Source organism: Paenibacillus assamensis DSM 18201, assembly GCF_000422445.1.
In the GTDB taxonomy this organism is placed as follows: Bacteria; Bacillota; Bacilli; order Paenibacillales; family Paenibacillaceae; genus Paenibacillus_B; species Paenibacillus_B assamensis.
In genome coordinates this window covers 175,960-201,003 of the sequence record NZ_KE383837.1, presented here as the reverse complement: position 1 = coordinate 201,003, position 25,044 = coordinate 175,960, and the positions used below count along the sequence as shown (strand labels likewise).

Below are 25,044 nucleotides of genomic sequence, written 5' to 3'. Positions count from 1 at the left end.
GAGTTTACTTTCTCTTATAATGATGCTATACTAATATCGTTGTCTACGGACAACACTTGTCCATTGCTTGGTTGCTTGATCTCACCATCGGTAACGAGGCTGTTGGAATACACTATGAATAATGAAATTGGAGGTGAATAGGATGGCATTGTCTCAAGAACGTAAGCAACAGCTTATCGAAGAGCACAAGACTCACGCTTCTGACACGGGTTCCCCGGAAGTTCAGATCGCTATCCTTACGCAAAACATCGTTAATTTGACTGATCACTTGCGTACGCACAAGAAAGATCATCATTCCCGTCGTGGTTTGTTGAAAATGGTTGGTCAACGCCGTAAGTTGTTGGCTTACTTGAAAAACAAAGATGTTAAGCGTTACAGCGCATTGATCGAGAAACTCGGTTTGCGTCGTTAATAGCTCTAACCCAAGCAGCCTGGTTGTATATCGCCGCCGTGAGCGGCATGCAACTGGGTTGCTTTTTATCGTATAGTCAAATTTATTTACATACCTATTTTTAGTTCTGACTGAATGAATGCTAGACAAGCTGAGATTTATCGTGTCTCTGGATGAGAGACGGTTTTTGCAGCGTAAAGCAGGAAATAATGTTACACGTACAGAATTGGAGTATGGTTATACATTAAGGAGGGATTCCATGCATCGCATCGAGATGGACCTCGGCGGAAGACCGCTTGTACTGGAGACAGGACAGTTGGCTAAGCAAGCTAACGCGGCGGTAACTGTTCGTTATGGCGACACAGTTGTATTGTGTACCGTCACAGCGTCCAAAGAACCGAAAGACCTAGATTTCTTCCCGCTAACGGTCAACTATGAAGAACGTTTATATTCAGTAGGTAAAATTCCTGGCGGATTTATTAAGCGTGAAGGAAGACCAAGTGAGAAAGCTATTTTGGCAAGCCGCCTCATTGATCGCCCGATTCGTCCATTGTTCCCGGAAGGATTCCGTAACGATGTTCAAATCGTCGATCTTGTGATGAGTGTGGATCAAGACTGCCCGCCTGAGATCGCAGCAATGATCGGTACTTCTGCTTCCTTGGCGATTTCTGATGTTCCGTTTAACGGTCCAATCGGAGGCGTTATCGTTGGTCGTATTGATGGTCAATTCATCATCAATCCTACGGTTGAGCAAGAAGAGAAGACTGATCTTCGTGTTGTTGTAGCGGGTACGAAAGACGCTATCATGATGGTAGAAGCTGAAGCAAATGAAGTACCTGAAGAAGTAATGCTTGAGGCTATTCTATTCGGTCACGATGAAATCAAGAACATTGTTGCTAAGATTGAAGAATTTGCAGCAATTTCAGGAAAAGAAAAGATCGAAGCGAAGCTTCATGCGGTTGATGAGGAAGTGAGCGCGGCAGTACGTGCATTCGCTCAATCTCGTCTAGTTGAAGCTATTCGCATTCAAGAGAAGCATGCTCGTCAAGATGCTATTGATGCTATTAACCAAGAAGCAGCTGAGCACTTTGAGCATCTCTATATAGAGCAACCTGAAAAAGTGGATGATGTTAAAGAGACATTGTACGATATCGTTAAAGAAGAAGTACGCCGTCTTATTACTCATGACAAAGTACGCCCAGATGGTCGTCAATTGAACGAGATCCGTCCAATTGAAAGCCAAGTAGGCTTGCTTCCACGTACACATGGATCAGGTCTATTCACACGTGGTCAAACACAAGCACTTAGCATTTGTACACTTGGAGCGCTTGGTGATGTGCAAATTCTTGATGGTGTTGGTACGGAAGAATCGAAGCGTTTCATGCACCACTATAACTTCCCGCCGTTCTCTGTTGGTGAAGCAAGACCGCTTCGCGCGCCAGGACGTCGTGAAATTGGACATGGTGCGTTGGGTGAGCGTGCATTGAGCAAAGTGATCCCGAACGAGGTTGATTTCCCATACACCATTCGTCTCGTTTCTGAGTGCCTTGAGTCCAACGGTTCCACATCTCAGGCTAGTATTTGCGCAAGTACATTGGCAATGATGGATGCTGGCGTACCGATCAAAGCTCCAGTGGCAGGTATTGCAATGGGTCTAATTAAAGATGGAGATCATTTCTCTATCTTGTCTGATATTCAAGGTATGGAAGATCACCTTGGCGATATGGACTTCAAAGTTGCAGGTACAGCTGAAGGTGTAACAGCGATTCAAATGGATATTAAGATTGACGGTATCAACCGCGATATCTTGTCTCAAGCGCTTGCACAAGCGAATGAAGGACGTATGTATATCCTTAGTAAAATGCTGGAAGCTATTCAGCAGCCGCGCGAATCATTGTCTCCGTATGCGCCTAAAATCTTGACGATGCAAATTAACCCAGATAAGATTCGTGATGTTATCGGCGCAGGCGGTAAAGTCGTTAACAAAATTATCGAAGAAACTGGCGTTAAGATTGATATCGAACAAGATGGCCGTATTTTCATTGCGTCTCCTAGCCAAGAAGCTAACGAACGTGCTCGTGATATTATTGAGGGTATCGTACGTGAAGTTGAAATCGGCGAAGTGTACACAGGTACGGTTAAACGTGTTGAGAAGTTCGGTGCTTTTGTTGAAGTACTTCCTAATAAAGAAGGTCTTGTTCACATTTCCCAACTTTCTACTGAGCGTGTGGCAAAAGTAGAAGATGTTGTGAACATCGGTGACAAGATCGAAGTTAAGGTTGTTGAAATCGATCAACAAGGACGCATTAACTTGTCCCGCAAAGTGTTGTTGGAACCAGCTAGTGAAGCAGGAACAGCAGTTGTTTCAAGCTCCAGTTCCCCAGCTGCTCGACCTCCACGCCCTGAAGGTGGTCGTAGACCGAATGGACAAGGCCCTCGTGGACCACGTCCAAACCAAGGCGACAATCGTTCAGATCGTTCGTAATATCATTTGCCTGTTAAATGAATTACTTAGTAAGAGCCAGATGAATCTGGCTCTTTTTTGTTTTCAGTAAAGTTTAAGGGAGGAAAGGTAGTAAAAACTATACATTTCGTTCACCCTATATGGATAGTTGTTTTGCTATATCGAATAGAACGTTCCAAAGATGCATAGAATGGAACGGATCCATATGGACAACCATCAAAGGGGTGACCGAGTTGAACGCAACGAAACAAAAGTGGATTGTTATCGGCTTTACTTGTATGATCGCTTGGATTATCGTAGATTCCACCGGTGCAAGTAAATATGTGACAGAGCATAAAGCTCGTCTAGTTAATAGCGATGCGTTTCAGATGAGCAGTAATTTAGATGAAATAGACGTAGACGAATTGCGTCAACGAATTAAAAAAGCGGCCGAGGAGCAGCGGGAAGCACCTATAAATGCCCGTGTAGATCGCGTATGGAAAGCTGTACCTGGTTATAACGGACTTGAAGTAGATGTGGAGACATCTTACGAACATAATAGGAAGCTACCGAAAGGTTCCCCATTAAAGCTTGTATATCGAGAAATGAAACCAGAAGTAACTTTGGCGGATTTACCTGTGGAGCCAATTTATAGAGGTAATGAAAATAAAGCGATGGTTGCGTTTATGATTAACGTAGCTTGGGGGAATGAACATATTGAGCCCATCTTGAAAACATTGAAAGAGCACAAAGTGAAGACAACTTTCTTTTTAGATGGCTCATGGGTTCGCCGTAACCCTGAACTGGCGAAGCGTCTAACGGAAGAAGGACATGAGATTGGCAATCATGCCTATACACATCCGAATATGGCACAGCTTAGTGAAGGTCGGCAGTATGTTGAAATGGAAAAGACAGAACGTGAAATAGAAAAGCAGCTCGGGAAGCGCAGCAATTGGTTTGCACCGCCTTCAGGCTCGTTTAACAGCCTTACCGTAAAGACGGCACAACAATTGAAGATGCGTACGGTGCTGTGGAGTGCGGATACGATTGACTGGAATACCCCAAATGAACCCAGTACAATTATTCAACGTGTAAGGCCTAAGTTGAAGCCTGGAGTGCTCGTGTTGATGCATCCGACAGCTGCGACAAGTCAAGCGCTGCCTACATTTATTCGTATGGCAAGAGAACAGAAGCTTGAGCCAGGTACCGTCAGTGAAGTGCTGTCTGAGAAGCGGGTTATTTCAAAAGCAAATCGGGAATAAGTTGAGGAGATAGCACTTTTTTGATAGGATAAGGAGTGCATTGAATTGAGTTAAGGAGGAGCTACTGTTGGAAAAAGTGCAGCTGCGAAACGGCCTGCGTGTCGTTTTAGAGAAAATTCCGACCTGCCGTTCAGTTTCGTTCGGCATCTGGGTGAAGACTGGATCGCGCAATGAGGATGAGACGACGAACGGTGTTTCTCATTTTATAGAACATATGTTATTTAAAGGTACAGAGCGATATGATGCAAAGTCTATTGCTGAAGCATTCGATGGAATAGGTGGACATGTAAATGCATTTACTTCCAAAGAATATACCTGTTACTACACGAAAGTGCTTGATGAGCATTTGCCGATTGCTGTAGATGTTCTTTCCGATATGTTTTTCCGGTCACAAATGGCTGAAGAGGAATTACATAAAGAAAGAAACGTGATTCTAGAGGAAATATCGATGTATGAAGACACGCCTGATGATCTTGTTCATGATTTGTTAACTCGTGCAGCGTATGGTTCCCATTCATTGGCTTATCCGATATTAGGTACGAGAGAGCGATTAGACGCAATGACTTCTGCTGATCTGAAGCACTATATGAATCAGCACTATACGATCGATAATACGGTTATAGCCGTTGCGGGAAATATTGATGATTCGATTATTGAATTGCTTGAGCGTCATTTTGGTGACTTCCAAGTTGAGGGTCAACCGTTAGCAGTGGAAGCACCAACGTTTAAGAGTGATTTGTTGTTCCACCAGAAGCAAACGGAGCAAAATCATATTTGCATGAGCTTGCCAGGTTGCTCGATGAATGATCCTAACTTGTACGCGATGGTGTTGCTGAATAACTTTATCGGCGGGGGAATGAGTTCACGATTGTTCCAAGAGATCCGTGAGAAGCGCGGTCTAGCTTATTCGGTTTATTCCTATCATTCTTCGCATATTGACAGTGGTTTGTTTACGGTTTACGCGGGAACAGCACCGAAGCAGACTAATGATGTGTTGGAACTTACGCTTGAAGTACTGCAAGATGTTATGGTTAAAGGTTTATCGGACGAAGAATTGCGTAAGGGCAAAGAACAGTTAAAAGGCAGTCTTATTTTAAGTTTGGAAAGTACGAGCAGCCGGATGACACGTCTAGGCAAAAATGAACTCATGCTAGGAAGACATTACACATTAGATGAAATTATCGCTCGCATTGAGGCAGTGACACAAGATGATGTGCGTGAGATTGTTAAGAACATGACATCTCAGCCATTTGCAGTGTCTATGGTAGGTAACAATGACGCAGCGATTGCAGCATTCAGGAGGGATAGTCTTGTCCAATAACAGTTACGAAGTTCAAATCAAAAAATTACCAGGCAATGAGGATATTCCTCTTCCACAGCAAATGTCAGAGCTTGCAGCGGGTTTTGATCTGCATGCAGCAGTAGAGGAATCAGTTGTATTAGCTCCGGGTGAGCGTATGCTTGTACCAACAGGATTTGCGATGGCTCTTCCGCCGCAATTGGAAGCACAAATTCGTCCGCGCAGCGGATTAGCATATAAAAATGGAATTACATGCCTGAATTCGCCTGGTACGATTGATGCGGACTATCGCGGAGAAGTAAAGGTGCTCATTATAAATCATGGTAAACAAGCGTTCAAGATTGAGCGAAACGAACGTATTGCGCAAATGGTTATTCAAGAAGTACCTCGCATAAAGCTTGTGGCTGTAGAGGAATTGTCCGATACAATCCGTGGTGAAGGCGGTTTTGGTCATACGGGTACGAAATAATGTGGCTATGCCCTCGTATATTTTATAACATGAATCAGACGACTGCTTCTTTGTGAAGCAGTCGTTTTTTGCATTTTGGAGTTGTTTGATTCTAAGCACCCTTTCTGGGCGCTAGCATATGATGTTTTAGATGTGCAAGCGGCAAGTTAGAAAGGAGTGATTCGCAACCATGTTGACCGGCGTTCATGTCGTGTTCTTAGGTGGCGATGCCAGACAGATCGAAGTCTTTCAGAAGCTGTCGGAGCTGGATGCAAGTGTGACACTAGTAGGATTTGACCAACTGTCAAATCCGTACCATGGCATTCAGCGCAAATCGCTATCTCTTGAGTTGTTGAGAGATACAGATGCATTGGTGCTGCCTGCGGTTGGTACGGATGAAGATGGCCGAGTGCACGCTATATTTACTTCTGAAGAATTAACATTAACTGAAGAAGATATCGCAGCGCTTCCTAAACATGCAGTTATATTTACAGGCATGGCTAAGCCATATTTAAGTAAACTGTGTGCGAAATATCGCATTACGTTGTTAGAATTATTCGAACGCGATGATGTCGCTATATACAACTCGATACCGACTGCTGAAGGTGCTGTCATGATGGCGATACAGCATACTGACATTACGATTCATGGTGCAGAAATAGTCGTGCTTGGATTGGGTAGAACAGGATTTACACTTGCACGTACGCTGCTTGGACTTGGTGCACGAGTAAAATTAGGAGTACGCAGACCAGAGCATTTCGCAAGAGGGGTAGAGATGGGATGCGAGCCGTTTTATTTGACTAATCTTGCGCAGCATGTGTCTCAAATCGACTTGCTTTTTAATACGATACCGACTATGATAGTCACAGCACAGGTCATATCTCAAATGCCAAACCGTGCTGTACTTATTGATTTGGCGTCGAAGCCAGGCGGCATTGATTTCCGATTCGCGGAAAAGCGCGGCATTAAGGCAATGCTTGCTCCAGGACTTCCCGGTATCGTTGCTCCCAAAACAGCTGGTCGTATTTTGGCGAACAGTATCAGCGAATTGCTGAATGAAGTGACGCGAAGTCGGGGGGATGGCCAATGAGTTTGGATTTTGCCGGAATTACCGTAGGCTATGCTTTGACGGGTTCACATTGTACTTTTGATGAAGTGATGCCCCAAATTCAACGATTCGTTGATCTTGGCGCACGAGTTATTCCGATTGTTTCGACTACTATATTAACGACAGATACACGATTTGGTACATCTAATCATTGGCAGAAACAGTTGAAAGATATTACTGGCAATGATATGATCACTACAATTGTTGAAGCGGAACCGCTTGGGCCATCCAAGCTGCTGGATGTGTTGGTGATCGCACCATGTACGGGCAATACGACTAGTCGATTGGCAAATGCTATCACGGACAGCCCTGTCCTTATGGCGGCTAAGGCGCAAATGCGCAATCAGAGGCCTTTAGTATTAGCGATATCGACCAATGATGGTTTGGGCTTGAATGCGGCGAACATTGCGAAATTGTTAGTAGCCAAACATATATATTTTGTACCTTATGGTCAAGACAATCCTGTTCAGAAGCCAAATTCTTTAGTGGCGCGGATGGAATTGATTCCTGAGGCGTGTGCAGCAGCACTGGAAGGTAAGCAACTGCAGCCGCTCATTATTGAGCGCTTTCAGTATACATGATAAGTCGCAAGGAGCGTGAAGACCCCGGTCCTCACGCTCCTTTGTGCTCCATATACGGAACAGAGGGGAGAAACAACAGATGTCGAATCAGAAGCAATTTAACGTTGCAGTAGTGGGTGCTACTGGAGCAGTAGGGGAACAGATCTTAAAGCTATTAGAACAACGCAAATTCCCGATCCGTAACTTGAAGCTGTTGTCTTCGGCTCGTTCAGCAGGCAAAACCGTTATATTTAACGGAGTAGAACACACGATTGAGGAAGCAAAGCCTGAGAGTTTTGAAGGTGTTGATTTTGCCTTGTTCAGTGCGGGAGGAGATGTAAGTCGTGCGTTGGCTCCGGCAGCTGTTGAGCGTGGTGCAGTGTGTATCGACAATACAAGCGCATATCGTATGGACCCAAATACACCGCTAGTCGTTCCAGAAGTGAACGCGGATGTTATTAAAGACCATAATGGAATTATTGCCAATCCAAACTGTTCGACAATTCAAATGGTAGCGGCACTTAAACCTCTCTATGATCGTTATGGTATTTCCCGCATTATCGTATCTACGTATCAGGCTGTTTCTGGCGCAGGTAGTCATGCGATTAATGAGATGCTACGTCAAACGAAAGAAGTATTGGAGGGACGTGAAGTCGAGGCAGATATTTTGCCAGTATCTTCACTGCCTGTTAAGCATCAAATAGCATTTAATGCAGTACCGCAAATTGATAAGTTTCAAGATAACGGCTTTACGTATGAAGAAATCAAGATGATTCAAGAAACGAAAAAGATTATGGGCGATGACGATATCCAAGTAACAGCAACATGTGTACGCATTCCTGTTGTCTATGGTCATTCGGAATCGGTATATGTGGAACTGAAGCAAGAGTTCGATATAAACGAAGTACGGCAACTGTTAAGTGATGCACCTGGAGTTACCCTCCAAGATGATATCGGAACGCAGACGTACCCGCTTGCGACAGATGCTGCTGGCAAGCTTGATGTGTTTGTGGGCCGTGTACGCCGTGATTTGTATCATCCATTAGCGTTAAATATGTGGATCGTATCTGATAACTTACTCAAAGGCGCTGCTTGGAATGCGGTTCAAATTGCAGAGCATTTGGCATCGGAGCGGCAGGAATAGGCAGGTTGCTCCTGCCTTTTTTGCGTGTTCTAATACGGTCAGTCATCTAGTTGGAGGAATGTTACATGCGTATTTTAGTTCAAAAATTCGGGGGAACCTCATTATCTACCCCTGAGGCAAGACAACGCGTTATTCATCATATACGGCGAGAACTGGAACAAGGCTATCGCCTTGCAGTTGTCGTGTCTGCGATGGGGCGTCGTGGTGAGCCATATGCAACGGATACCCTGCTTGAATGGACTGCGAACAACGGTAACGCATTGCCATCACGAGAGCAGGATTTATTGTTGTGCTGTGGTGAAATTATTTCAGCGACTACGTTGTGCAGTTTACTTCAGGCAGAAGGAATTGCATCAACTGTATTTACTGGTGCTCAAGCGGGCTTCAAGACTGACGGTCATCATGGTAATGCTCGTATTTTAGATGTAAAACCTGATCGGGTTCGTGAGGCGTTGGAAAACAATCAGGTTGCTATCGTTACGGGATTCCAGGGACAAACCGAGAACGGTGATTTTACAACGTTAGGCCGCGGAGGTAGTGATACATCTGCTACTGCGCTTGGAACGGCATTACGTGCTGAAATGGTTGATATTTATACAGATGTTAATGGAATTTTAACTGCAGATCCAAGAGTCGTTGAAGACGCGAAACCATTATCTGTAGTTAGTTATGCTGAAATATGCAACATGGCTCATCATGGCGCCAAAGTTATACATCCGCGTGCGGTTGAAATTGCTATGCAAGCGCGTATTCCTGTACGTGTGCGCAGTACGTTCTCCGATGAGGAAGGTACGCTTGTTACTCACCCTGAATGTTTTAATCAAGTACAGGATGGCATTGTTGATCGTTATGTAACGGGTATTGCATATGTAAGTAACGTTACTCAAATTACAGTTGAGGCTCAAGAAGGTGCGGTTGACCTTCAGCTTCATGTATTTAAGGCGATGGCACACAATCAGATCAGTGTTGATTTTATTAATGTTACCCCTTCTGGGGCGGTATATACGGTATTTGATACAGACGCACCAAAAGCACTTGAAGTGCTGCATGAAATGGGATATGCGCCAAAGTCCTTGTCTGGATGTGCGAAGGTTTCCGTTATTGGCGGCGGAATAAATGGTGTGCCTGGTATTATGGCTCATATCGTTGAAGCATTGACGAAACAAGAGATACAAATTCTTCAATCTGCGGATTCGAATACGACGATTTGGGTATTAGTGCGGAAAGAGGATATGGTTCGTGCTTTACGAGCATTGCATGCTAAGTTTGAACTTCATCGATAGGCAGATTTCATGTGCGCGATGACATAGATATATAGAAAATGAGAGGCTGAGGCTTTTTTATAAGGAGGTGTTCATTATGGATTTTGGCAGATTAATTACGGCTATGGTAACGCCATTCCATAATGATTTGACAATTGATTGGGAACAAACAGGCAAGCTTATAGACTATTTGATCGAGGAGCAGAAGTCAGATAGTCTAGTGGTAAGCGGCACAACAGGTGAATCCCCAACGTTAACCGATGAGGAAAAAGTACAATTATTCCAATTTGCTGTGAAGCATGCACGTGGACGCGCACGCATTATAGCAGGAACTGGATCCAACAATACAGCGCATTCCATACATCTGACACAGCAAGCAGAGGCAGCGGGAGTAGACGGAGTTCTGCTTGTCGTGCCTTATTATAATAAACCAAGTCAAGAAGGTATGTATCAGCATTTCAAAGCCATTGCGGGCGCAACAAAGCTCCCAGTTATGCTTTATAATGTACCTTCACGTACAGTGGCTAGCATGAGCGTAGATACAACATTGCGTTTGGCTAATGATGTCCCGAATATTGTAGCTACTAAAGAATGTGTATCTATTGACCAAATGGCTGAAATTGCTGCTAAGGCACCTGAGCAATTTAAGGTGTACAGTGGTGATGATATTGCGACATTACCAGGACTTAGTATTGGTATTTACGGTATTGTAAGTGTAGCAAGCCATGTCATCGGTTCTGAAATGAATCAGATGATTGAAGCATTTATTCAAGGTCGTAATCAAGAAGCACTCGAACGGAACAATAAGCTTACTCCTGTGTTCAAAGGATTATTTAGCTGTCCACATCCAGTTCCTAATCCAGTTGCAGTTAAATACGCATTGAATTTGCAAGGTATAGCAGTAGGTGGCGTGCGTTTACCGCTTGTGCAAGCAACGGAGCAGGAACAACAATTTATCAAGCAATTGCTGGATTCCAATCGCTCGTAAATATATATAATAAAAGAAAGCAGCCATGGCTGCTTTCTTTTTATTTTTTCCAACAGCAGTATACATAAAAATTGTGCCGTCAATTATCGATATAAGGAACGCGAAGCTGGGCATTACTTGATAGGATTCAGGGGATTCTATAGGCCAATAAAAACGCTTGCTTGTGTTTTTCTCACACGTTCATGTATAATGAGTTACAAGTGACTGGGTGCGGTATATTTTACAAAAGAAAGAAGTTCATTGGTGCGACGGCCAACTGAATATAGGAGGTTAAGATTGACATTGTCGAAGAAGAACAACTCGGATAAACTATTAATTTTTGCATTGGGCGGCGTGGGTGAAATCGGTAAGAACATGTACGCAGTTCAATATGGCAATGACATCGTCGTTATCGACGCAGGGTTGAAATTCCCTGAAGAAGATATGCTTGGAATTGATATTGTTATTCCAGACATTTCATATTTAACAGAGAATCGTGATAAAGTAAGAGGAATATTGATTACGCACGGACACGAAGACCATATTGGCGGCTTGCCATATGTATTGCGTCACTTGAACGTTCCTGTGTATGGTACTCGTCTAACACTTGGTCTTATCGAGAGCAAGCTTAGAGAAGCTAACCTTCTTGGAGAAACCAAACGCATCTTGATTACAGCTGATTCTGAAGTGCAGTTAGGATGCATGCGTGCGAGCTTCTTTAAAACGAATCACTCAATCCCAGACTCAGTTGGAGTATGTTTAGATACTCCTGAAGGGGCTGTTGTACATACGGGTGACTTCAAATTTGACCATACACCTGTTAATGAGCAATACGCTGATCTTCACCGAATGGCTGAAATTGGTAAAAAGGGTGTACTAGCCCTATTGTCAGACAGTACAAATGCTGAACGTCCAGGCTTTACGCCTTCAGAAAGCAGCGTTGGTGTTGAACTAGAAAATATCTTTAGCAAAGCTCAGCAGCGCGTCGTTGTTGCTACATTTGCTTCTAATATTCATCGTGTTCAACAAGTTATTGATGCTGCATATGCAACAAACCGCAAGCTGACGGTAGTAGGAAGAAGTATGGTGAACGTCGTCTCCATTGCTTCAGAGCTAGGCTATTTGCACATTCCTGACGGAATGCTCATTGAACCTGAAGAAGTAAACAAGATGTCTGCTGATCGTGTAGCCATTTTGTCGACAGGAAGCCAAGGAGAGCCGATGTCTGCACTGACGCGTATGGCGCGTTCTACGCATCGTAAAGTAGACATCCTTCCAGGTGACACAGTTGTAATCGCAGCAACGCCAATCCCAGGTAACGAGAAATATGTTGGTCGTACAGTTGATGAGCTGTTCCGACTAGGTGCAAATGTAATTTATGGCGGATCCATGTCTGGTGTTCACGTTTCTGGACACGGTAGCCAGGAAGAACTAAAGCTAATGATCAATTTGATGAAACCAAAGTACTTCATCCCAGTTCACGGTGAATATCGCATGCTTCGTCATCATGCTAAATTAGCAGAATCAGTTGGCATTGAACCAGAAAACATCTTTATTACAGATATTGGTGAAACAATTGAAATCCAGAATGGAGTTGCTCGTCGCGGCTCTAAAGTACCATCTGGCTATGTACTTATAGATGGTCTTGGAGTCGGAGATGTGGGTAATATTGTTCTGCGCGACCGCAAGCTGTTGTCACAAGACGGTATTCTCGTCGTCGTCGTTACATTAAGCAAGCAGGATGGTACAATTATGTCTGGTCCAGATATTATTTCACGTGGATTTGTTTATGTTCGTGAATCAGAGGGTCTACTCGATGAAGCGAATCGTATTGTTACATCCACGCTGCACCGTCTTATGAATGAGAACGTCAATGAGTGGGCTTCACTTAAAACGCATGTGAAAGATGCTCTTGGTCGTTTCTTATACGAACAAACACGGCGTCGTCCGATGATACTTCCAATCATTATGGAAGTATAATAATTGCTACAACTATTATATCGTGTGACCTTAGGTCGCGCTCATGTCACTGAATCCAGTCCTTTGCCTACCCGGCAAAGGACTTTTTTAGTTTTGTTCGCTTATAATTTCTACTTTTATCGTTTTTCCTAGGTAATTGTTATGCTTTTAGCACATTACTTCAACAAAACAATTATAAATATGCTGTATAACGATAAAGTGCTCTACGCAAGCTAAACGTGTATTCCCAGACTGGAGGGAGAAGCTTGACTAAAGCACAAGATTTTTCAAATAATAGCGAAAATGAAATGCAAGCTAATTTACATTTTCCATTTATGCATAGATGGAATTTGGATTCATTAGAAGGATGGCTGCGTCAGGATGAGCCGCCACAAGGATCACCACCAGAAGCACCTTTGAATAAAGAAGCTCCACCTGCTATCCAAACGATACAGCAACTCGGAACCGCATCGATTCCGAATCCGGGCGAATCCAATATATATTGTCTGAACATTATTGGTCAGATTGAAGGACATATTGTGCTTCCTCCTCAAAACAAAACGACTAAGTATGAACATATTATTCCGCAGCTTGTTGCAGCAGAACAAAATCCTAAAATTGAAGGTATTTTGATTATGCTGAATACGGTCGGAGGAGATGTTGAGGCAGGGTTAGCTATCGCAGAGATGATATCGTCATTGTCGAAACCAACGGTTACGCTTGTCCTAGGCGGTGGGCACAGCATTGGTGTTCCGATTGCAACGTCAGGGCAGGCATCCTTTATCGCAGAAACCGCGACAATGACTATACATCCGATTCGTCTGACAGGACTAGTTATCGGCGTGCCGCAAACATTTGAATATTTGGATAAAATGCAAGAGCGGGTCGTTCGATTTGTCGTTGCACACTCAAACATTTCAGATCAAACATTTAAAGAATTAATGTTTAAAACAGGAGAGCTGACTCGCGATATTGGAACAACGATTATTGGACCAGAAGCGGTAAAGCATGGGCTTATCGATGAAATTGGTGGGCTTGGTCAAGCGCTTAAGCGGTTGAATGAACTTATCGAAATGCGGAGGGTTCCTTCAGGTGAACAAACTACAGCTGTACAGACATTGGGAAATGACACGATGCCACCGCCAGTTCCTCCAACATTTATATAGGGGGGATGTTAATGACTCTATATACTGTAATACCTGAAGAAGAAATATTCAAAAACGAGTCTCAGGAGCAGGCACAGCAAATATTCCACGAAATGGTGTGGGAAGGGCGATTACTGCTTGTCCAACGCCTTAATGATGATTATGTTCGCGTAGAAAGAATTTTGCAGCCATGTGGGATACAAGACTTTTTACATCCTGCTTTTCAACCAGGGACTGTTCTACAAATAAATAATATGTAAAACTTCATTATAAATAGCGTAGATTGAAAAGAACGATTAAGCTTCGGTTGTTCATGATAACTACGCTATTTATAATGTCACCAGTCACCATATGATTATGAAGCAGATGACGGCGAACATAGTAAGAACGGTTGTTCTGTGATATAATGGCATGTGGAGGTGACAACAATTGGCCCGAAGAAAACGTAAGAAGCAGTCTTTAAGCAAGAGCTTGAAATTTGAAATATACGGTATATTGCTCATAACGAGCTCTGTCATTGCGCTTTCCGGCGGAGCAGCCTTCGGACGAGCGTTGTCCAAGCTGTTCGGATTACTGCTTGGAAAGTTTTATTTTGTAATACCGCTTGTCCTTATTTATGTAGGCTTAGCTGTGATGATCAAACGGCAATGGCCTGCTGGTTGGAGCGCAAGAAAGTCAGGATTGTTAATTATCCTTATCGGATTCACTATGATGAGCACGATGAGTGCAGTGGAAATGCGACTGCTTCCAGTAGCAGACGACATTAGCGCGGGAAGTATATTTCAAGCAATACATAACACGATGAAGGAAGAACTAATTACGGCTGCCGAAACAGGAACGGCTAGTGACATGTGGAACAAAGACATAAGCGGCGGGTATATAGGGGCAGCACTATATTGCCTCGTTTTTGCATTATTTGGGGCGTTAGGGACGAAGTTGTTAATAATCGTACTATTTATAATCGGCTTTATGCTGGCCACCCAATTATCGTATGTGGAGCTCGCTCAACTGATGCGCACGCAAATTAAAAAACTAATGAAGACGATACATAAGCAGCGCAAAGCGCGCATCAATGAGCGAAAAGTTCGTGAAGCTGAAGAAAAGAAGAGAGGCTCTGCTAAGAACGATAACATACCTGATTTCTCTGATGATGAAGATATCGAAGAATATGGCCCTCCACGTAAAGCATCTAAAACACCCGTGTTCTTTCAATTATTTGGCGACAGACGTAATGTCTCTAATGAGGAAGAGCTGATTGATGCGGATGATGAATGGTTAGACCGTTCGTTGAAACGAAAAGGTAAGCGTACGAAGGCCGATACTACGGTTGAAGCAGAATGGACGGATGTGTCCAACTTTGATGCGGACGCAGATGCACGTACTGTACGGAAAGGGCAGCATACAAGTACATCTGATCGTATGAGCACCGCCAATAACTCCATATTGGAAAATGAAGCGGAAGATCGTAACGGGCCATTGTTCCGAGACTTTATGTCTCCTGATTATGACGGTTGGAGCCCCGCTTCTGCTGACGAATATATAGGTACGCAAGATGATGTAGATGAAGATTGGAATATTGACCTAGATGCTGTGTCTGACGAGAACCAACATACAACAGCTGTGGTCGCTTCTACATCACCTTCATTGCCGCAGCTTCCAGCAGCAGGAGATGAAGGTTCTGCGGCATTAGATATAGTGGATGGTGTGCAGCAAAATAGTACTCCAACTGAAGAAGAGATTGTACTTCCAGTAAAACCACCCGTTAAGCCGTATAAATTGCCTAACTTCTCTTTACTGGCCAAACCACAAGGTGGCGGTAAAGGAGGAGAACAGGCCGACTTCATGCAAACTGCTCGTAAGCTTGAAGCTACATTGGAAAGTTTCAGCGTTCGAGCTAAGGTATTGGAAGTAGTTCGGGGACCTGCAGTTACTCGCTATGAAATTCAGCCTGACATCGGGGTTAAAGTAAGCCGTATTGTTAGCTTGTCTGACGATATTGCACTGGCGCTAGCCGCTAAAGATATTCGGATGGAAGCGCCTATCCCTGGTAAGTCTGCGATCGGTATTGAGGTGCCTAACAATGAAGTGTCTATCGTCACCATGCGCGAAGTTATGGAAACACCGACATTTGTAGATGCAAATTCGAATATAACGATTGCGCTAGGGCGCGATATATCAGGTGCTCCTATTATAGGCAATTTAGCACGAATGCCTCACTTGCTTGTTGCAGGTGCTACTGGATCAGGTAAGTCGGTTTGTATTAACGGGATTATCACAAGTATTTTGTACAAGGCCAAGCCTGACGAAGTTAAGTTCCTCATGATTGATCCAAAGATGGTTGAGTTAAATGTGTATAACGGCATTCCGCATTTGTTGGCTCCCGTCGTAACGGATCCTCGTCGCGCATCATTGGCGTTGAAGAAGATTGTAGTGGAAATGGAAAAGCGATATGAGCTATTTTCCAAATCTGGTACACGAAATATTGAGGGATACAACAATTTGGTTGGGGATGACAAAGAGAAATTCCTGCCTTACATCGTTGTTATTGTGGACGAGTTGGCTGATTTAATGATGGTTGCTGCAAATGATGTTGAAGATGCAATCTGTCGCTTAGCCCAAATGGCACGTGCAGCAGGTATTCATCTTATTATTGCGACGCAAAGACCTTCTGTTGACGTTATTACTGGCGTTATCAAAGCCAATATCCCGTCTCGTATTGCATTCGGTGTATCATCACAAGTGGATTCACGTACCATTCTTGATATGGCTGGTGCGGAGAAGCTTCTTGGTCGAGGGGATATGCTGTACCTTCCTATGGGCTCTTCCAAGCCACAACGGGTACAGGGCGCATTCTTATCTGATCAAGAAGTAGAATCTGTCGTGTCATTCTGTCGAGATCAAGGAACAGCGGAATACAATGATGATCTAGTACCGGAAATTGATGACCTTGCCTCATTTGATGGAGAACCGGTTGATGAATTGTTTGAGCAGGCTGTTACGATCGTGCTTGAAGGGCAGCAAGCGTCTGCGTCGCTATTGCAGCGCAGATTGCGAGTTGGATACAACCGTGCCAGCCGTCTTATTGAATCGATGCAGATGCAAGGTATTATTGGGCCTCCTGATGGAAGTCGTCCACGAGAAGTATTGATGACCTTGGAGCAATATCAACAGACAAAGATGTCTTCCTAAAAGACGTGTATAGAACATAATCCGTTATCTCATAATAAAGTTGCCAATACTGTCAAACCAAGAGCGAAAGAGGTAACGATGATGAGAAAACGGATAATCTGGATTACCGTCTGTATGGTATGCATCCTGTTCGGGGCTTATCAGTATACACATTTGTCAGATAGTACGGCTGCATTTAGTGGAGCCCAATTGCAATCTGGCTCTAGAGGACAAGACGTAACAGAGTTACAAGGACGACTTGCCTTTTTAGGATACTACTATGGCAAAGTAGACGGTGTGTTTGGAAGCAAGACGCAAGGTTCTGTAAAATGGTTTCAATCACAGTTCGGACTGAAGGTTGATGGAATTGTAGGTTCGAAGACACGTGCCAAATTAGTTAAGGCAACGAAAAATTGGAGTCCATCATCCAATACTGCAAAGCCGCCACAATCATCAACAGGAAAGCCTAAGTCCAAGCCAAGCGGTTCTAATAACCTAGGTTTAACTGAAAACGACTTGAAGTTGATGGCAAATGCGGTTTATGGAGAAGCACGCGGTGAGCCATATGAGGGGCAAGTAGCTGTAGCAGCAGTTATTATAAACCGCATCAAGTCACCGAGCTTTCCAAATACAGCATCAGGTGTCATTTTCCAGCCTCGTGCCTTTACAGCAGTTGCCGATGGTCAAATATATTTGACACCTAATGAAAAGGCGCGACAAGCTGTGCAAGATGCAGTGGATGGATGGGATCCTTCTGGCGGCTGTCTGTACTATTTTAATCCAGTAACAGCAACATCCAAATGGATATGGACGCGCCCTCAAGTTAAGACAATTGGCAAGCATATCTTTTGCATGTAGAATCGTGTCAATGATGCCCATGTAGATGAGATATCGAGATTTCGTTAGGGCTTGGGTACATTCATAAACATGAGCGCAGCAAGAGCTGCATGATAACGAAATAAACATACATTTCACGAGCGAAGAAGCGGTTGGCCTAACGGCACTGCTTCTTCCTTTTGTATAATTCGTTATTTAGAAGTAAGATATTGATAAGTTAACAACATGCATATACTGAGAGTAAGGATATAATGTAAAGCTAACAACTTGATGTAAGGACAATTAGCTGACAGAGAAAAGGAGATTGCCTATCGTGAAGGTTCGCCAACAAGCATTTGAACGAGGTGTTGTGAACGGTATTCGTATCCATGTAATGCCGAGTAAGCGATTCAAAACATTTGCCATCGGTGCCTATATCGGTATTCCCTTAAAGGAGGAGACGGTTACAGCTGTTGGCTTGACGCCATTCGTATTGAGACGCGGCACAACTTCTTTACCTGAAACGATCCAGTTCCGTGAACGATTAGATGAGCTATATGGAGCGGGATTTGGCTTTGATGTATATAAGCGTGGAAATTATCAAATTGTACAGTTTCGAATGGACATCATAAATGATGCATTTGTGAATACGACAAAACCGTTATTGGAGCAAGGTTTTCAATTTTTAGGTGAAGCCATTACAGCTCCTGTCGTGGAACAAGACAAGTTTCGGGATAAATATGTTCAAGAGGAAAAAGAGACGGTGCGCAAGCGCTTGGAGGCGATCGTAAACGATAAAATTCGTTATGCCCAAGAACGATGCCTAGAAGAGATGTGCAAGGATGAACCTTATCGTCTACATCCACTTGGCAGCCGTGATGAAGTGAAGAAGGTAGAGTCGAAGAGCTTGTATGATACGTATAAATGGTGGCTTGAGCATGCAAGCATCGATATTTATGTAATTGGCGACACGGATCTACTGACTGTACAATCGTATGTAGAAAAGTATTTTCAAGTGCATCGTACACAAGATGTAGCTTATATTCGATCATTGTCAATTCCGGGGACAGGTGAGCCTCGTTATGTTACAGACAGACTAGATGTTACACAAGGAAAGCTTAATATGGGGCTACGCACAACAATAACGTACCATGATGATAAATATCCTGCTGCGCTTTTATATAATGGAGTACTTGGCAGCTATCCACACTCCAAATTATTTATCAATGTGCGCGAGAAGAACAGTCTTGCTTACTATGCTTCATCTCGCTTCGATGGACATAAAGGTATTTGTACGATTCAGTCAGGCGTTGAATTTGACAAGATTGAAAAAGCTTCAACGATTATTCAAGAGCAGTTGGAAGTCATACGTCAGGGACGTATTGAGTCATTAGAGTTAAGTCAAACGAAAGCGATGATTGCTAATCAATTAAGAGAAATTGATGATTCTGCTTTTGAGATGATAAGCTTTGATTTCAATCGTGTGCTATCTGGAAGAGAAAGAACAACATCTAGCCTAATTGAGGAGTTAGGTGACGTTACTGCTGATGAGATACAGACGGCGGCAGCGACATTTCATCTCGATACGATTTATGTCTTACGCAATCGGGAGGAAAAGAAGTGATGAATAAGCGGGAGTACAATCGTATTCAAGAGACACTTTACTATGAGCGTATGGACAATGGCTTAGATGTTTATGTTTTACCAAAGCCAGGATTCCAGAAGACATATGCGACGTTTTCTACTCGATACGGTTCCATCGATAATCATTTCAAGGTAGAAGGTGAAGAGCCTGTTCGCGTACCAGATGGGATCGCACATTTTTTAGAACATAAAATGTTTGAGGAGCCTGAAGGAGATGTGTTCACTTCCTTCGCCCAGCAAGGCGCTTCTGCAAACGCCTTTACCACATTTGATCGGACGGTTTATTTATTTTCAGCTACGGATCAAATTGAGAAGAACATAACGACTTTGATTGATTTCGTTCAAAATCCTCATTTCAGCGTGGAAAGTGTGGAAAAGGAAAAAGGAATCATTGAACAAGAGATCAATATGTACCGCGATAATGCGGATTGGAGGGCGTACTTCGGACTTATAGAAGCGATGTACCAACGCTATCCGATCTATATTGATATCGCAGGTACGGTTGAATCTATCCAGGAAATTACGAGAGATACACTTCTACAGTGTTACCATACCTTCTATCACCCTTCCAATATGATGTTGTTCATTGTAGGTGGTGTGGAGCCAGAGCAGATGTTTGAGTTAGTGCGCAGCAATCAGGCAGCCAAGTCTTTCCCGAAACAAGGGGAAATTGAACGTTACTTTGATGAGGAGCCCCTCCAAGTGCGAACAGCTCGTAAAGTAACAAGCTTGCCTGTATCGATGCCGAAATGTTTGTTTGGGTGTAAAGAAGACCGTCCAGGCTTGGAAGGAAAGGCACTGCTAGAGCATGAACTGGCAACACGCATTATGTTGGATCTTATGCTGGGCAGCAGCACGAAGCTTTCCCAGTCGCTTTATGAAGAAGGGCTAACTTCAGATAATATAGGATACGAATATAATTGTGATACAAACGCTGCTTTTACGATCATTGGAGGAGAGACCAAAGATCCCGATGAGCTCATAGAGCGAGTCAAGGAAGCCATTGAAGCACAGAAAAAAGAAGGATTTTCTCATGAAGCATTCGAACGGACACGAAATAAGCGTATTGGAACCTATATGCGATTGCTAAATTCACCGGAATCGATTGCAAATGATTTCACAAAGCATACGTTTCGCGGGACTGATTTGTTTGATATACTGGATGTATACGAGCACTTAACGTTAGAACAAATCAATCAACGTTTACAAGATCATTTCAATTGGGAGCAGTTAGCTGTCTCCATTGTGGAACAGAAGACAGAACAATGATTCGGCAACAGCGACATAACATCTGGGCGTACTTCACCTATGCGGGAGTACGCCTTATGTATGTGGATATAGGGAGAAGGAGAACTGGATGATGAAGGCTTTATCAGAGACGACCGTTCTAATAACAGGTGGGAGTAGAGGAATAGGGGCTGCTACTGCTGAACGTTTCGCGGCAGAGGGAGCACGTATCGCAATACACTATCATCAGGCTCATGAGGCTGCAAATGAAGTGGCACGTCGTTGTATGGCAAGAGGCAGTGAAGTTTTGACGGTTGCAGCAGATATTCGTAGCAGAGAACAGCTGATGCGGATGAAAGAGCAGCTAGATATACATGGTTTTGCACCGGACATACTTGTTAATAATGCGGGCAGTTCCACATATGGTCTTTTTACGGATGTGACAGATGAAGAATGGGAGGACTGCATGTCCGTCAATCTCAAAGGTCCGTTCAGATGTACACAGCTTTTTGTGCCGCATATGATTCGTCAGCAGTATGGACGTATTATTAACGTGTCCTCGATATGGGGAGTGACAGGTGCATCTTGTGAGGTGCTGTATTCAACAGCCAAGGGCGGTGTTAACGCTTTTACAAAAGGACTTGCTAAGGAGCTTGCCCCGTCGGGTATTACGGTCAATGCGGTTGCTCCTGGAGCTGTTCAGACAGACATGCTATCTCACTTAGCGACAGAGGATAAGGCTGCGCTTGAGACCGAGATCCCTGCCGGCCGTTTAGGTACGCCACAGGAAATTGCTTCATTGATTTATTTTCTTTCCTTGCCTGAGTCCGCCTATATTAATGGGCAGATTATTAGTCCAAATGGTGGCTGGCTTACGTAATCGTTAGGACTTGATGGTGTCAATCACTGCTTCGGATTTAAGACAAGGAATCTTCATGACATGCATAAGATCTCGGGGTTCGCACATATTACAAATGCACAATGTTTTCCCCATTGATTTCATTGCAGGTCAGGAGGTATACAATATGTCATCTGTATTAGAAAACTTCGAATCGTGGAAGAAATTTCTTGGTGAGCGTGTTCAGCAGGCGAAGAAAGTAGGTCTCAGTGAGGATACCATTTCTAAACTCGCTTATGAGATTGGCTCCTTCTTGGATGAAAAAGTCGATCCTCAGAATGAACAAGAACGTGCGATCAAAGAACTATGGGACGTAGGAGATGAGCAAGAAAGAAAGACGATAGCCCGTCTAATGGTCAAGCTTGCTCAGCACAATCAATGACACAACTGAGCGGACAGAAGCGAAAAAAGCTATCTGGCCGCTCTTTTTCCACTGCCCCATGAATACGTGCTCACAATCTGTTATAATAAGGTCATTCTACCTTGAAGAGTAATATTTCATCTATAAATTATAATTTTCGTTAATTTTCGACAAGGTCTGTGGTATTTATGTCTCAATTATTGTAGAATGGAAGCGGATAACGCAGAATGGGGTTGTGTTATGGAGTATAAGCAGTGGTATATGGAGTATAAAATACATAAAAATCGTCCCGGTTTATTAGGTGATATAGCCTCCTTGCTCGGGATGTTGGAAGTCAATATATTGACGATAAATGGCGTTGAAGGCAAGACAAGAGGAATGCTGCTCCAGACGGATGACGATGAGAAGATTCAGCTTATGGGACAAATGATGAAGAAAGTAGACAATATCACCATTACTGCACTTCGACAGCCTAAGTTAGTTGATATTTTGGCTGTTCGTCATGGCCGCTATATTGAACGGGATTGCGATGATCGTAAGACATTTCGATTTACGCGTGATGAGCTAGGATTGCTTGTCGATTTTCTTGGTGAAATCTTCAAACGAGATGGTCATCAGGTTATAGGATTGCGTGGAATGCCGCGTGTGGGTAAGACGGAATCCATCATAGCTGGCAGTGTATGTGCGATGAAGCGTTGGACATTTGTGTCGTCCACATTGCTTAGGCAAACTGTGCGCAGCCAAATGTCTGAAGAGGAAAGTCAGCCGAATAATATATTCATTATCGACGGAATCGTGTCTACGATTCGTTCCAATGAGAAGCATGAATTACTTCTGCAAGAAGTTATGAATATGCCTTCGACGAAAGTAATCGAACATCCCGATATTTTTGTTCGGGAGACGCATTATGACTATGATCTTTTTGATTATATTATTGAGCTACGCAACACACCTGAAGAAGAAATTACGTATGAAACGTTTACGCTGAATTATAACGATTTATAATATATAAATAGGAATCATAACAAGCTCGGATATTATTAGATGTAGGAGGTGAGAATGTGTCAGAACTTGGGCAAATGCTTAAAAAAGCTCGACTCGAAAAAGGATTATCTTTAGATGACGTACAAGAAGCAACAAAGATTCGCAGACGATATTTGGAAGCAATCGAAGAGGGAGACTATAAGGTTCTTCCAGGTTCGTTTTATGTACGGGCGTTTGTAAAGACATATGCAGAAACGGTCGGATTGAACCCGGATGAAATTTTACAATATTATCGAAATACAATGCCGGTGGAAGAGCAGGAGCAGCCTGTCGAGCCGATGATTCGAAATAAGCGAAAAGTACAACATAGTGAAGGTTTTGGAAAATGGGCAACAACACTATTAATGTGGTCATTTGTCATATTAATACTGGTAATTCTCTATATTGTTGCGAATCAGGCTTCCAAAGGCGATGAATCGAAAAACATCGATAATACCAATGTTACAGACGAGTTTAAGAAGCCTGAAGAAAATACAGGAGATGCAGAAAATGGAAGCGGTGGCGCTACAGAGCCGACACCACCAACTGAACAAGAACCTGTAACTGAACCAGAGCAGTCGCAAGAGCCGCTGATTGTTCAGGAAAGTTCAACTTCACGTATGAATACGTACGTCGTAGCAGCACCTAGTGAACAGCCATTAAAGGTTGAAATTAAGGGTGTGGGCGGAGATAGTTGGCTTGGCGTGACTGAACGAGATGAGAATGGTAAGAAACTATTCTGGAATACGCTTGAAAATGGTAAGTCAGAAGTTGTTGATATGACAGAGCAAGGTGTTAATATTCGTACGGGACGAGCTGACCTTATTGAAATTATTGTGAATGGTCAAGTTCTTGATGACGGTGATAAAACGAGTTCGAAGACGATACGGGTTAGAGTAGTATCTGAGGAGGAAGCTAAGCAACTTCAAGAACAGGCAGGGACCAACAATACAGGGACAGCCAACGAGACACGATAGCTTTATGACGAACTGCTGATTTCTTACTGAATAGATGAATCGTCATTTTATGTTCCGTTTTGAAGCATATTTGATGTGGCTTCGGAAAGAATAGAACTGCGGCGAGTATTCTCATGAACAGTGAGGTGTCAATTATGGCGGTTAGTTGGATTGTAGCAGCTATTGGTGTTGTCGTCAGCTTGTTAGGGTATTATTTGACGCCTAGTGCATGGGGGTACGGGATTATGGGGTTCGGTCTAGCGCATGTTCTTCTAGGCATATTGGACATGTTCCGAGCACCTTCTCGTGCCCGATATTAACGCCGTACAATCGGATGAAAGCACCGGGGCATTCCTAACACGCAATTGCGCGCAGAGGGATGCCCTTGTGTTGTTATAGATAAAGAAATGAAAGTTAAGGAGGCATACATATGGCTGATTATTCATTTGATATTGTAAGTAAGACGGATTTGCAAGAAGTAAACAACGCCATTACGCAGGCTGAACGAGAAATTGCCACTCGATTTGATTTTAAAGGCAGTAAAAGTGCGATGACTTTAGAAAAAGAGGAACTCGTACTTGTATCAGATGATGATTATAAGTTAAAAAGTTTGATTGATATTTTAGAATCCAAGCTAATTAAGCGTGGAGTATCTATTAAAAACATGGATTTCGGCAAAGTTGAACCAGCTTCAGGTGGTACAGTACGTCAGCGTGTTCGTTTAAAACAAGGAATTGAACAAGATGTGTCTAAAAAGATTAATGTACTAATCCGTGATTCGAAGCTTAAGGTAAAAAGCCAGATTCAAGGTGATCAATTACGGGTAACAGGAAAAAATAAGGATGATCTTCAAGCTGTTATGAAATTGCTGCGTGAAGCAAATTTACCATTGGATTTGCAATTTACTAACTATCGCTAGCACTCCATAGATTTATTTCTTAGGTATATTTATTATATCATTT

23 protein-coding genes are annotated in these 25,044 nt (G+C 43.3%); all 23 read left to right on the top strand.

Annotated elements, in window-relative coordinates:
• Positions 1 to 142: 142 nt before the first annotated feature.
• Positions 143 to 412 carry a 30S ribosomal protein S15 gene (gene rpsO, locus H580_RS0115185; protein ID WP_028595531.1) on the top strand — a complete coding sequence of 90 codons (270 nt, stop codon included), beginning with the start codon at positions 143 to 145 and terminating at the stop codon, positions 410 to 412.
• Between the two features lie 238 nt (positions 413 to 650).
• Complete coding sequence (pnp, locus tag H580_RS24435; RefSeq protein ID WP_084509270.1) at positions 651 to 2,876, top strand: polyribonucleotide nucleotidyltransferase; 2,226 nt, start codon at positions 651 to 653, stop codon at positions 2,874 to 2,876.
• Positions 2,877 to 3,079: 203 nt separating this feature from the next.
• On the top strand, positions 3,080 to 4,096 hold the full coding sequence (locus tag H580_RS24430) for a polysaccharide deacetylase family protein (protein WP_425414134.1): 1,017 nt from the start codon (positions 3,080 to 3,082) through the stop codon (positions 4,094 to 4,096).
• Positions 4,097 to 4,163: 67 nt separating this feature from the next.
• Entirely contained in the window at positions 4,164 to 5,417 is a 1,254-nt protein-coding gene (locus tag H580_RS0115170; protein ID WP_028595530.1) for a M16 family metallopeptidase, read from the top strand.
• Positions 5,407 to 5,865, top strand: a complete 459-nt coding sequence (gene dut / locus H580_RS0115165) for a dUTP diphosphatase (protein WP_036605352.1) — start codon at positions 5,407 to 5,409, stop codon at positions 5,863 to 5,865. Before H580_RS0115170 ends, dut begins: the two co-directional genes overlap by 11 nt.
• A gap of 169 nt (positions 5,866 to 6,034) precedes the next feature.
• Positions 6,035 to 6,934: a dipicolinate synthase subunit DpsA gene (dpsA, locus tag H580_RS0115160; RefSeq protein WP_028595528.1), complete on the top strand. Its 900-nt coding sequence runs from the start codon at positions 6,035 to 6,037 to the stop codon at positions 6,932 to 6,934.
• Positions 6,931 to 7,533 (top strand): dipicolinate synthase subunit B, encoded by a 603-nt coding sequence (locus H580_RS0115155; RefSeq protein WP_425414133.1) that lies wholly within the window; start codon positions 6,931 to 6,933, stop codon positions 7,531 to 7,533. The genes dpsA and H580_RS0115155 overlap by 4 nt, the downstream gene beginning before the upstream one ends.
• A gap of 79 nt (positions 7,534 to 7,612) precedes the next feature.
• The gene (locus tag H580_RS0115150; RefSeq protein ID WP_028595526.1) at positions 7,613 to 8,656 is read left to right on the top strand and encodes an aspartate-semialdehyde dehydrogenase; all 1,044 of its coding nucleotides are present in this window, start codon (positions 7,613 to 7,615) and stop codon (positions 8,654 to 8,656) included.
• 65 nt (positions 8,657 to 8,721) lie between these two features.
• Positions 8,722 to 9,939 carry an aspartate kinase gene (dapG, locus tag H580_RS0115145; RefSeq protein WP_028595525.1) on the top strand — a complete coding sequence of 406 codons (1,218 nt, stop codon included), beginning with the start codon at positions 8,722 to 8,724 and terminating at the stop codon, positions 9,937 to 9,939.
• Positions 9,940 to 10,015: 76 nt separating this feature from the next.
• Positions 10,016 to 10,906, top strand: coding sequence for a 4-hydroxy-tetrahydrodipicolinate synthase (dapA, locus tag H580_RS0115140; RefSeq protein WP_028595524.1), 891 nt, complete (start codon positions 10,016 to 10,018; stop codon positions 10,904 to 10,906).
• A gap of 282 nt (positions 10,907 to 11,188) precedes the next feature.
• A complete protein-coding gene (locus H580_RS0115135) occupies positions 11,189 to 12,865 on the top strand; it encodes a ribonuclease J (RefSeq protein WP_028595523.1) in 1,677 nt (558 codons plus the stop codon).
• A 314-nt stretch (positions 12,866 to 13,179) separates the two neighbouring features.
• Positions 13,180 to 14,010, top strand: coding sequence for a ClpP family protease (locus H580_RS24425; RefSeq protein WP_051217538.1), 831 nt, complete (start codon positions 13,180 to 13,182; stop codon positions 14,008 to 14,010).
• An 11-nt stretch (positions 14,011 to 14,021) separates the two neighbouring features.
• Positions 14,022 to 14,249, top strand: coding sequence for a YlzJ-like family protein (locus H580_RS0115125; protein WP_036605350.1), 228 nt, complete (start codon positions 14,022 to 14,024; stop codon positions 14,247 to 14,249).
• A gap of 169 nt (positions 14,250 to 14,418) precedes the next feature.
• Entirely contained in the window at positions 14,419 to 17,178 is a 2,760-nt protein-coding gene (locus H580_RS0115120; protein ID WP_028595521.1) for an FtsK/SpoIIIE family DNA translocase, read from the top strand.
• Positions 17,179 to 17,259: 81 nt separating this feature from the next.
• Positions 17,260 to 18,015 (top strand): spore cortex-lytic enzyme, encoded by a 756-nt coding sequence (sleB, locus tag H580_RS0115115; RefSeq protein ID WP_028595520.1) that lies wholly within the window; start codon positions 17,260 to 17,262, stop codon positions 18,013 to 18,015.
• A 292-nt stretch (positions 18,016 to 18,307) separates the two neighbouring features.
• Positions 18,308 to 19,597 (top strand): EF-P 5-aminopentanol modification-associated protein YfmF, encoded by a 1,290-nt coding sequence (yfmF, locus tag H580_RS0115110; protein WP_036605349.1) that lies wholly within the window; start codon positions 18,308 to 18,310, stop codon positions 19,595 to 19,597.
• Entirely contained in the window at positions 19,597 to 20,886 is a 1,290-nt protein-coding gene (gene yfmH, locus H580_RS0115105; protein ID WP_028595518.1) for an EF-P 5-aminopentanol modification-associated protein YfmH, read from the top strand. The genes yfmF and yfmH overlap by 1 nt, the downstream gene beginning before the upstream one ends.
• Before the next feature lie 91 nt (positions 20,887 to 20,977).
• Complete coding sequence (gene ymfI / locus H580_RS0115100; RefSeq protein WP_028595517.1) at positions 20,978 to 21,724, top strand: elongation factor P 5-aminopentanone reductase; 747 nt, start codon at positions 20,978 to 20,980, stop codon at positions 21,722 to 21,724.
• Positions 21,725 to 21,869: 145 nt separating this feature from the next.
• Entirely contained in the window at positions 21,870 to 22,124 is a 255-nt protein-coding gene (locus tag H580_RS0115095; protein WP_028595516.1) for a DUF3243 domain-containing protein, read from the top strand.
• 219 nt (positions 22,125 to 22,343) lie between these two features.
• Positions 22,344 to 23,108 (top strand): DUF3388 domain-containing protein, encoded by a 765-nt coding sequence (locus H580_RS0115090; protein ID WP_028595515.1) that lies wholly within the window; start codon positions 22,344 to 22,346, stop codon positions 23,106 to 23,108.
• A 56-nt stretch (positions 23,109 to 23,164) separates the two neighbouring features.
• On the top strand, positions 23,165 to 24,103 hold the full coding sequence (locus H580_RS0115085) for a helix-turn-helix domain-containing protein (RefSeq protein ID WP_028595514.1): 939 nt from the start codon (positions 23,165 to 23,167) through the stop codon (positions 24,101 to 24,103).
• Positions 24,104 to 24,237: 134 nt separating this feature from the next.
• Positions 24,238 to 24,402 (top strand): hypothetical protein, encoded by a 165-nt coding sequence (locus H580_RS26420; protein WP_169449374.1) that lies wholly within the window; start codon positions 24,238 to 24,240, stop codon positions 24,400 to 24,402.
• Positions 24,403 to 24,512: 110 nt separating this feature from the next.
• Entirely contained in the window at positions 24,513 to 25,001 is a 489-nt protein-coding gene (locus tag H580_RS0115075) for a YajQ family cyclic di-GMP-binding protein (protein ID WP_028595513.1), read from the top strand.
• The last annotated feature ends 43 nt before the right edge of the window (positions 25,002 to 25,044 follow it).

What these genes read in the sequence shown, in the direction of transcription:
- rpsO (WP_028595531.1), top strand. Translation starts at nt 143, where the DNA reads ATGGCATTGTCTCAAGAACGTAAGCAACAGCTTATCGAAGAGCACAAG.
- pnp (WP_084509270.1), top strand. Translation starts at nt 651, where the DNA reads ATGCATCGCATCGAGATGGACCTCGGCGGAAGACCGCTTGTACTGGAG.
- dpsA (WP_028595528.1), top strand. Translation starts at nt 6,035, where the DNA reads ATGTTGACCGGCGTTCATGTCGTGTTCTTAGGTGGCGATGCCAGACAG.
- H580_RS0115155 (WP_425414133.1), top strand. Translation starts at nt 6,931, where the DNA reads ATGAGTTTGGATTTTGCCGGAATTACCGTAGGCTATGCTTTGACGGGT.
- H580_RS0115150 (WP_028595526.1), top strand. Translation starts at nt 7,613, where the DNA reads ATGTCGAATCAGAAGCAATTTAACGTTGCAGTAGTGGGTGCTACTGGA.
- dapG (WP_028595525.1), top strand. Translation starts at nt 8,722, where the DNA reads ATGCGTATTTTAGTTCAAAAATTCGGGGGAACCTCATTATCTACCCCT.
- dapA (WP_028595524.1), top strand. Translation starts at nt 10,016, where the DNA reads ATGGATTTTGGCAGATTAATTACGGCTATGGTAACGCCATTCCATAAT.
- H580_RS24425 (WP_051217538.1), top strand. Translation starts at nt 13,180, where the DNA reads ATGCATAGATGGAATTTGGATTCATTAGAAGGATGGCTGCGTCAGGAT.
- H580_RS0115125 (WP_036605350.1), top strand. Translation starts at nt 14,022, where the DNA reads ATGACTCTATATACTGTAATACCTGAAGAAGAAATATTCAAAAACGAG.
- sleB (WP_028595520.1), top strand. Translation starts at nt 17,260, where the DNA reads ATGAGAAAACGGATAATCTGGATTACCGTCTGTATGGTATGCATCCTG.
- yfmH (WP_028595518.1), top strand. Translation starts at nt 19,597, where the DNA reads ATGAATAAGCGGGAGTACAATCGTATTCAAGAGACACTTTACTATGAG.
- ymfI (WP_028595517.1), top strand. Translation starts at nt 20,978, where the DNA reads ATGAAGGCTTTATCAGAGACGACCGTTCTAATAACAGGTGGGAGTAGA.
- H580_RS0115095 (WP_028595516.1), top strand. Translation starts at nt 21,870, where the DNA reads ATGTCATCTGTATTAGAAAACTTCGAATCGTGGAAGAAATTTCTTGGT.
- H580_RS0115090 (WP_028595515.1), top strand. Translation starts at nt 22,344, where the DNA reads ATGGAGTATAAGCAGTGGTATATGGAGTATAAAATACATAAAAATCGT.
- H580_RS26420 (WP_169449374.1), top strand. Translation starts at nt 24,238, where the DNA reads ATGGCGGTTAGTTGGATTGTAGCAGCTATTGGTGTTGTCGTCAGCTTG.
- H580_RS0115075 (WP_028595513.1), top strand. Translation starts at nt 24,513, where the DNA reads ATGGCTGATTATTCATTTGATATTGTAAGTAAGACGGATTTGCAAGAA.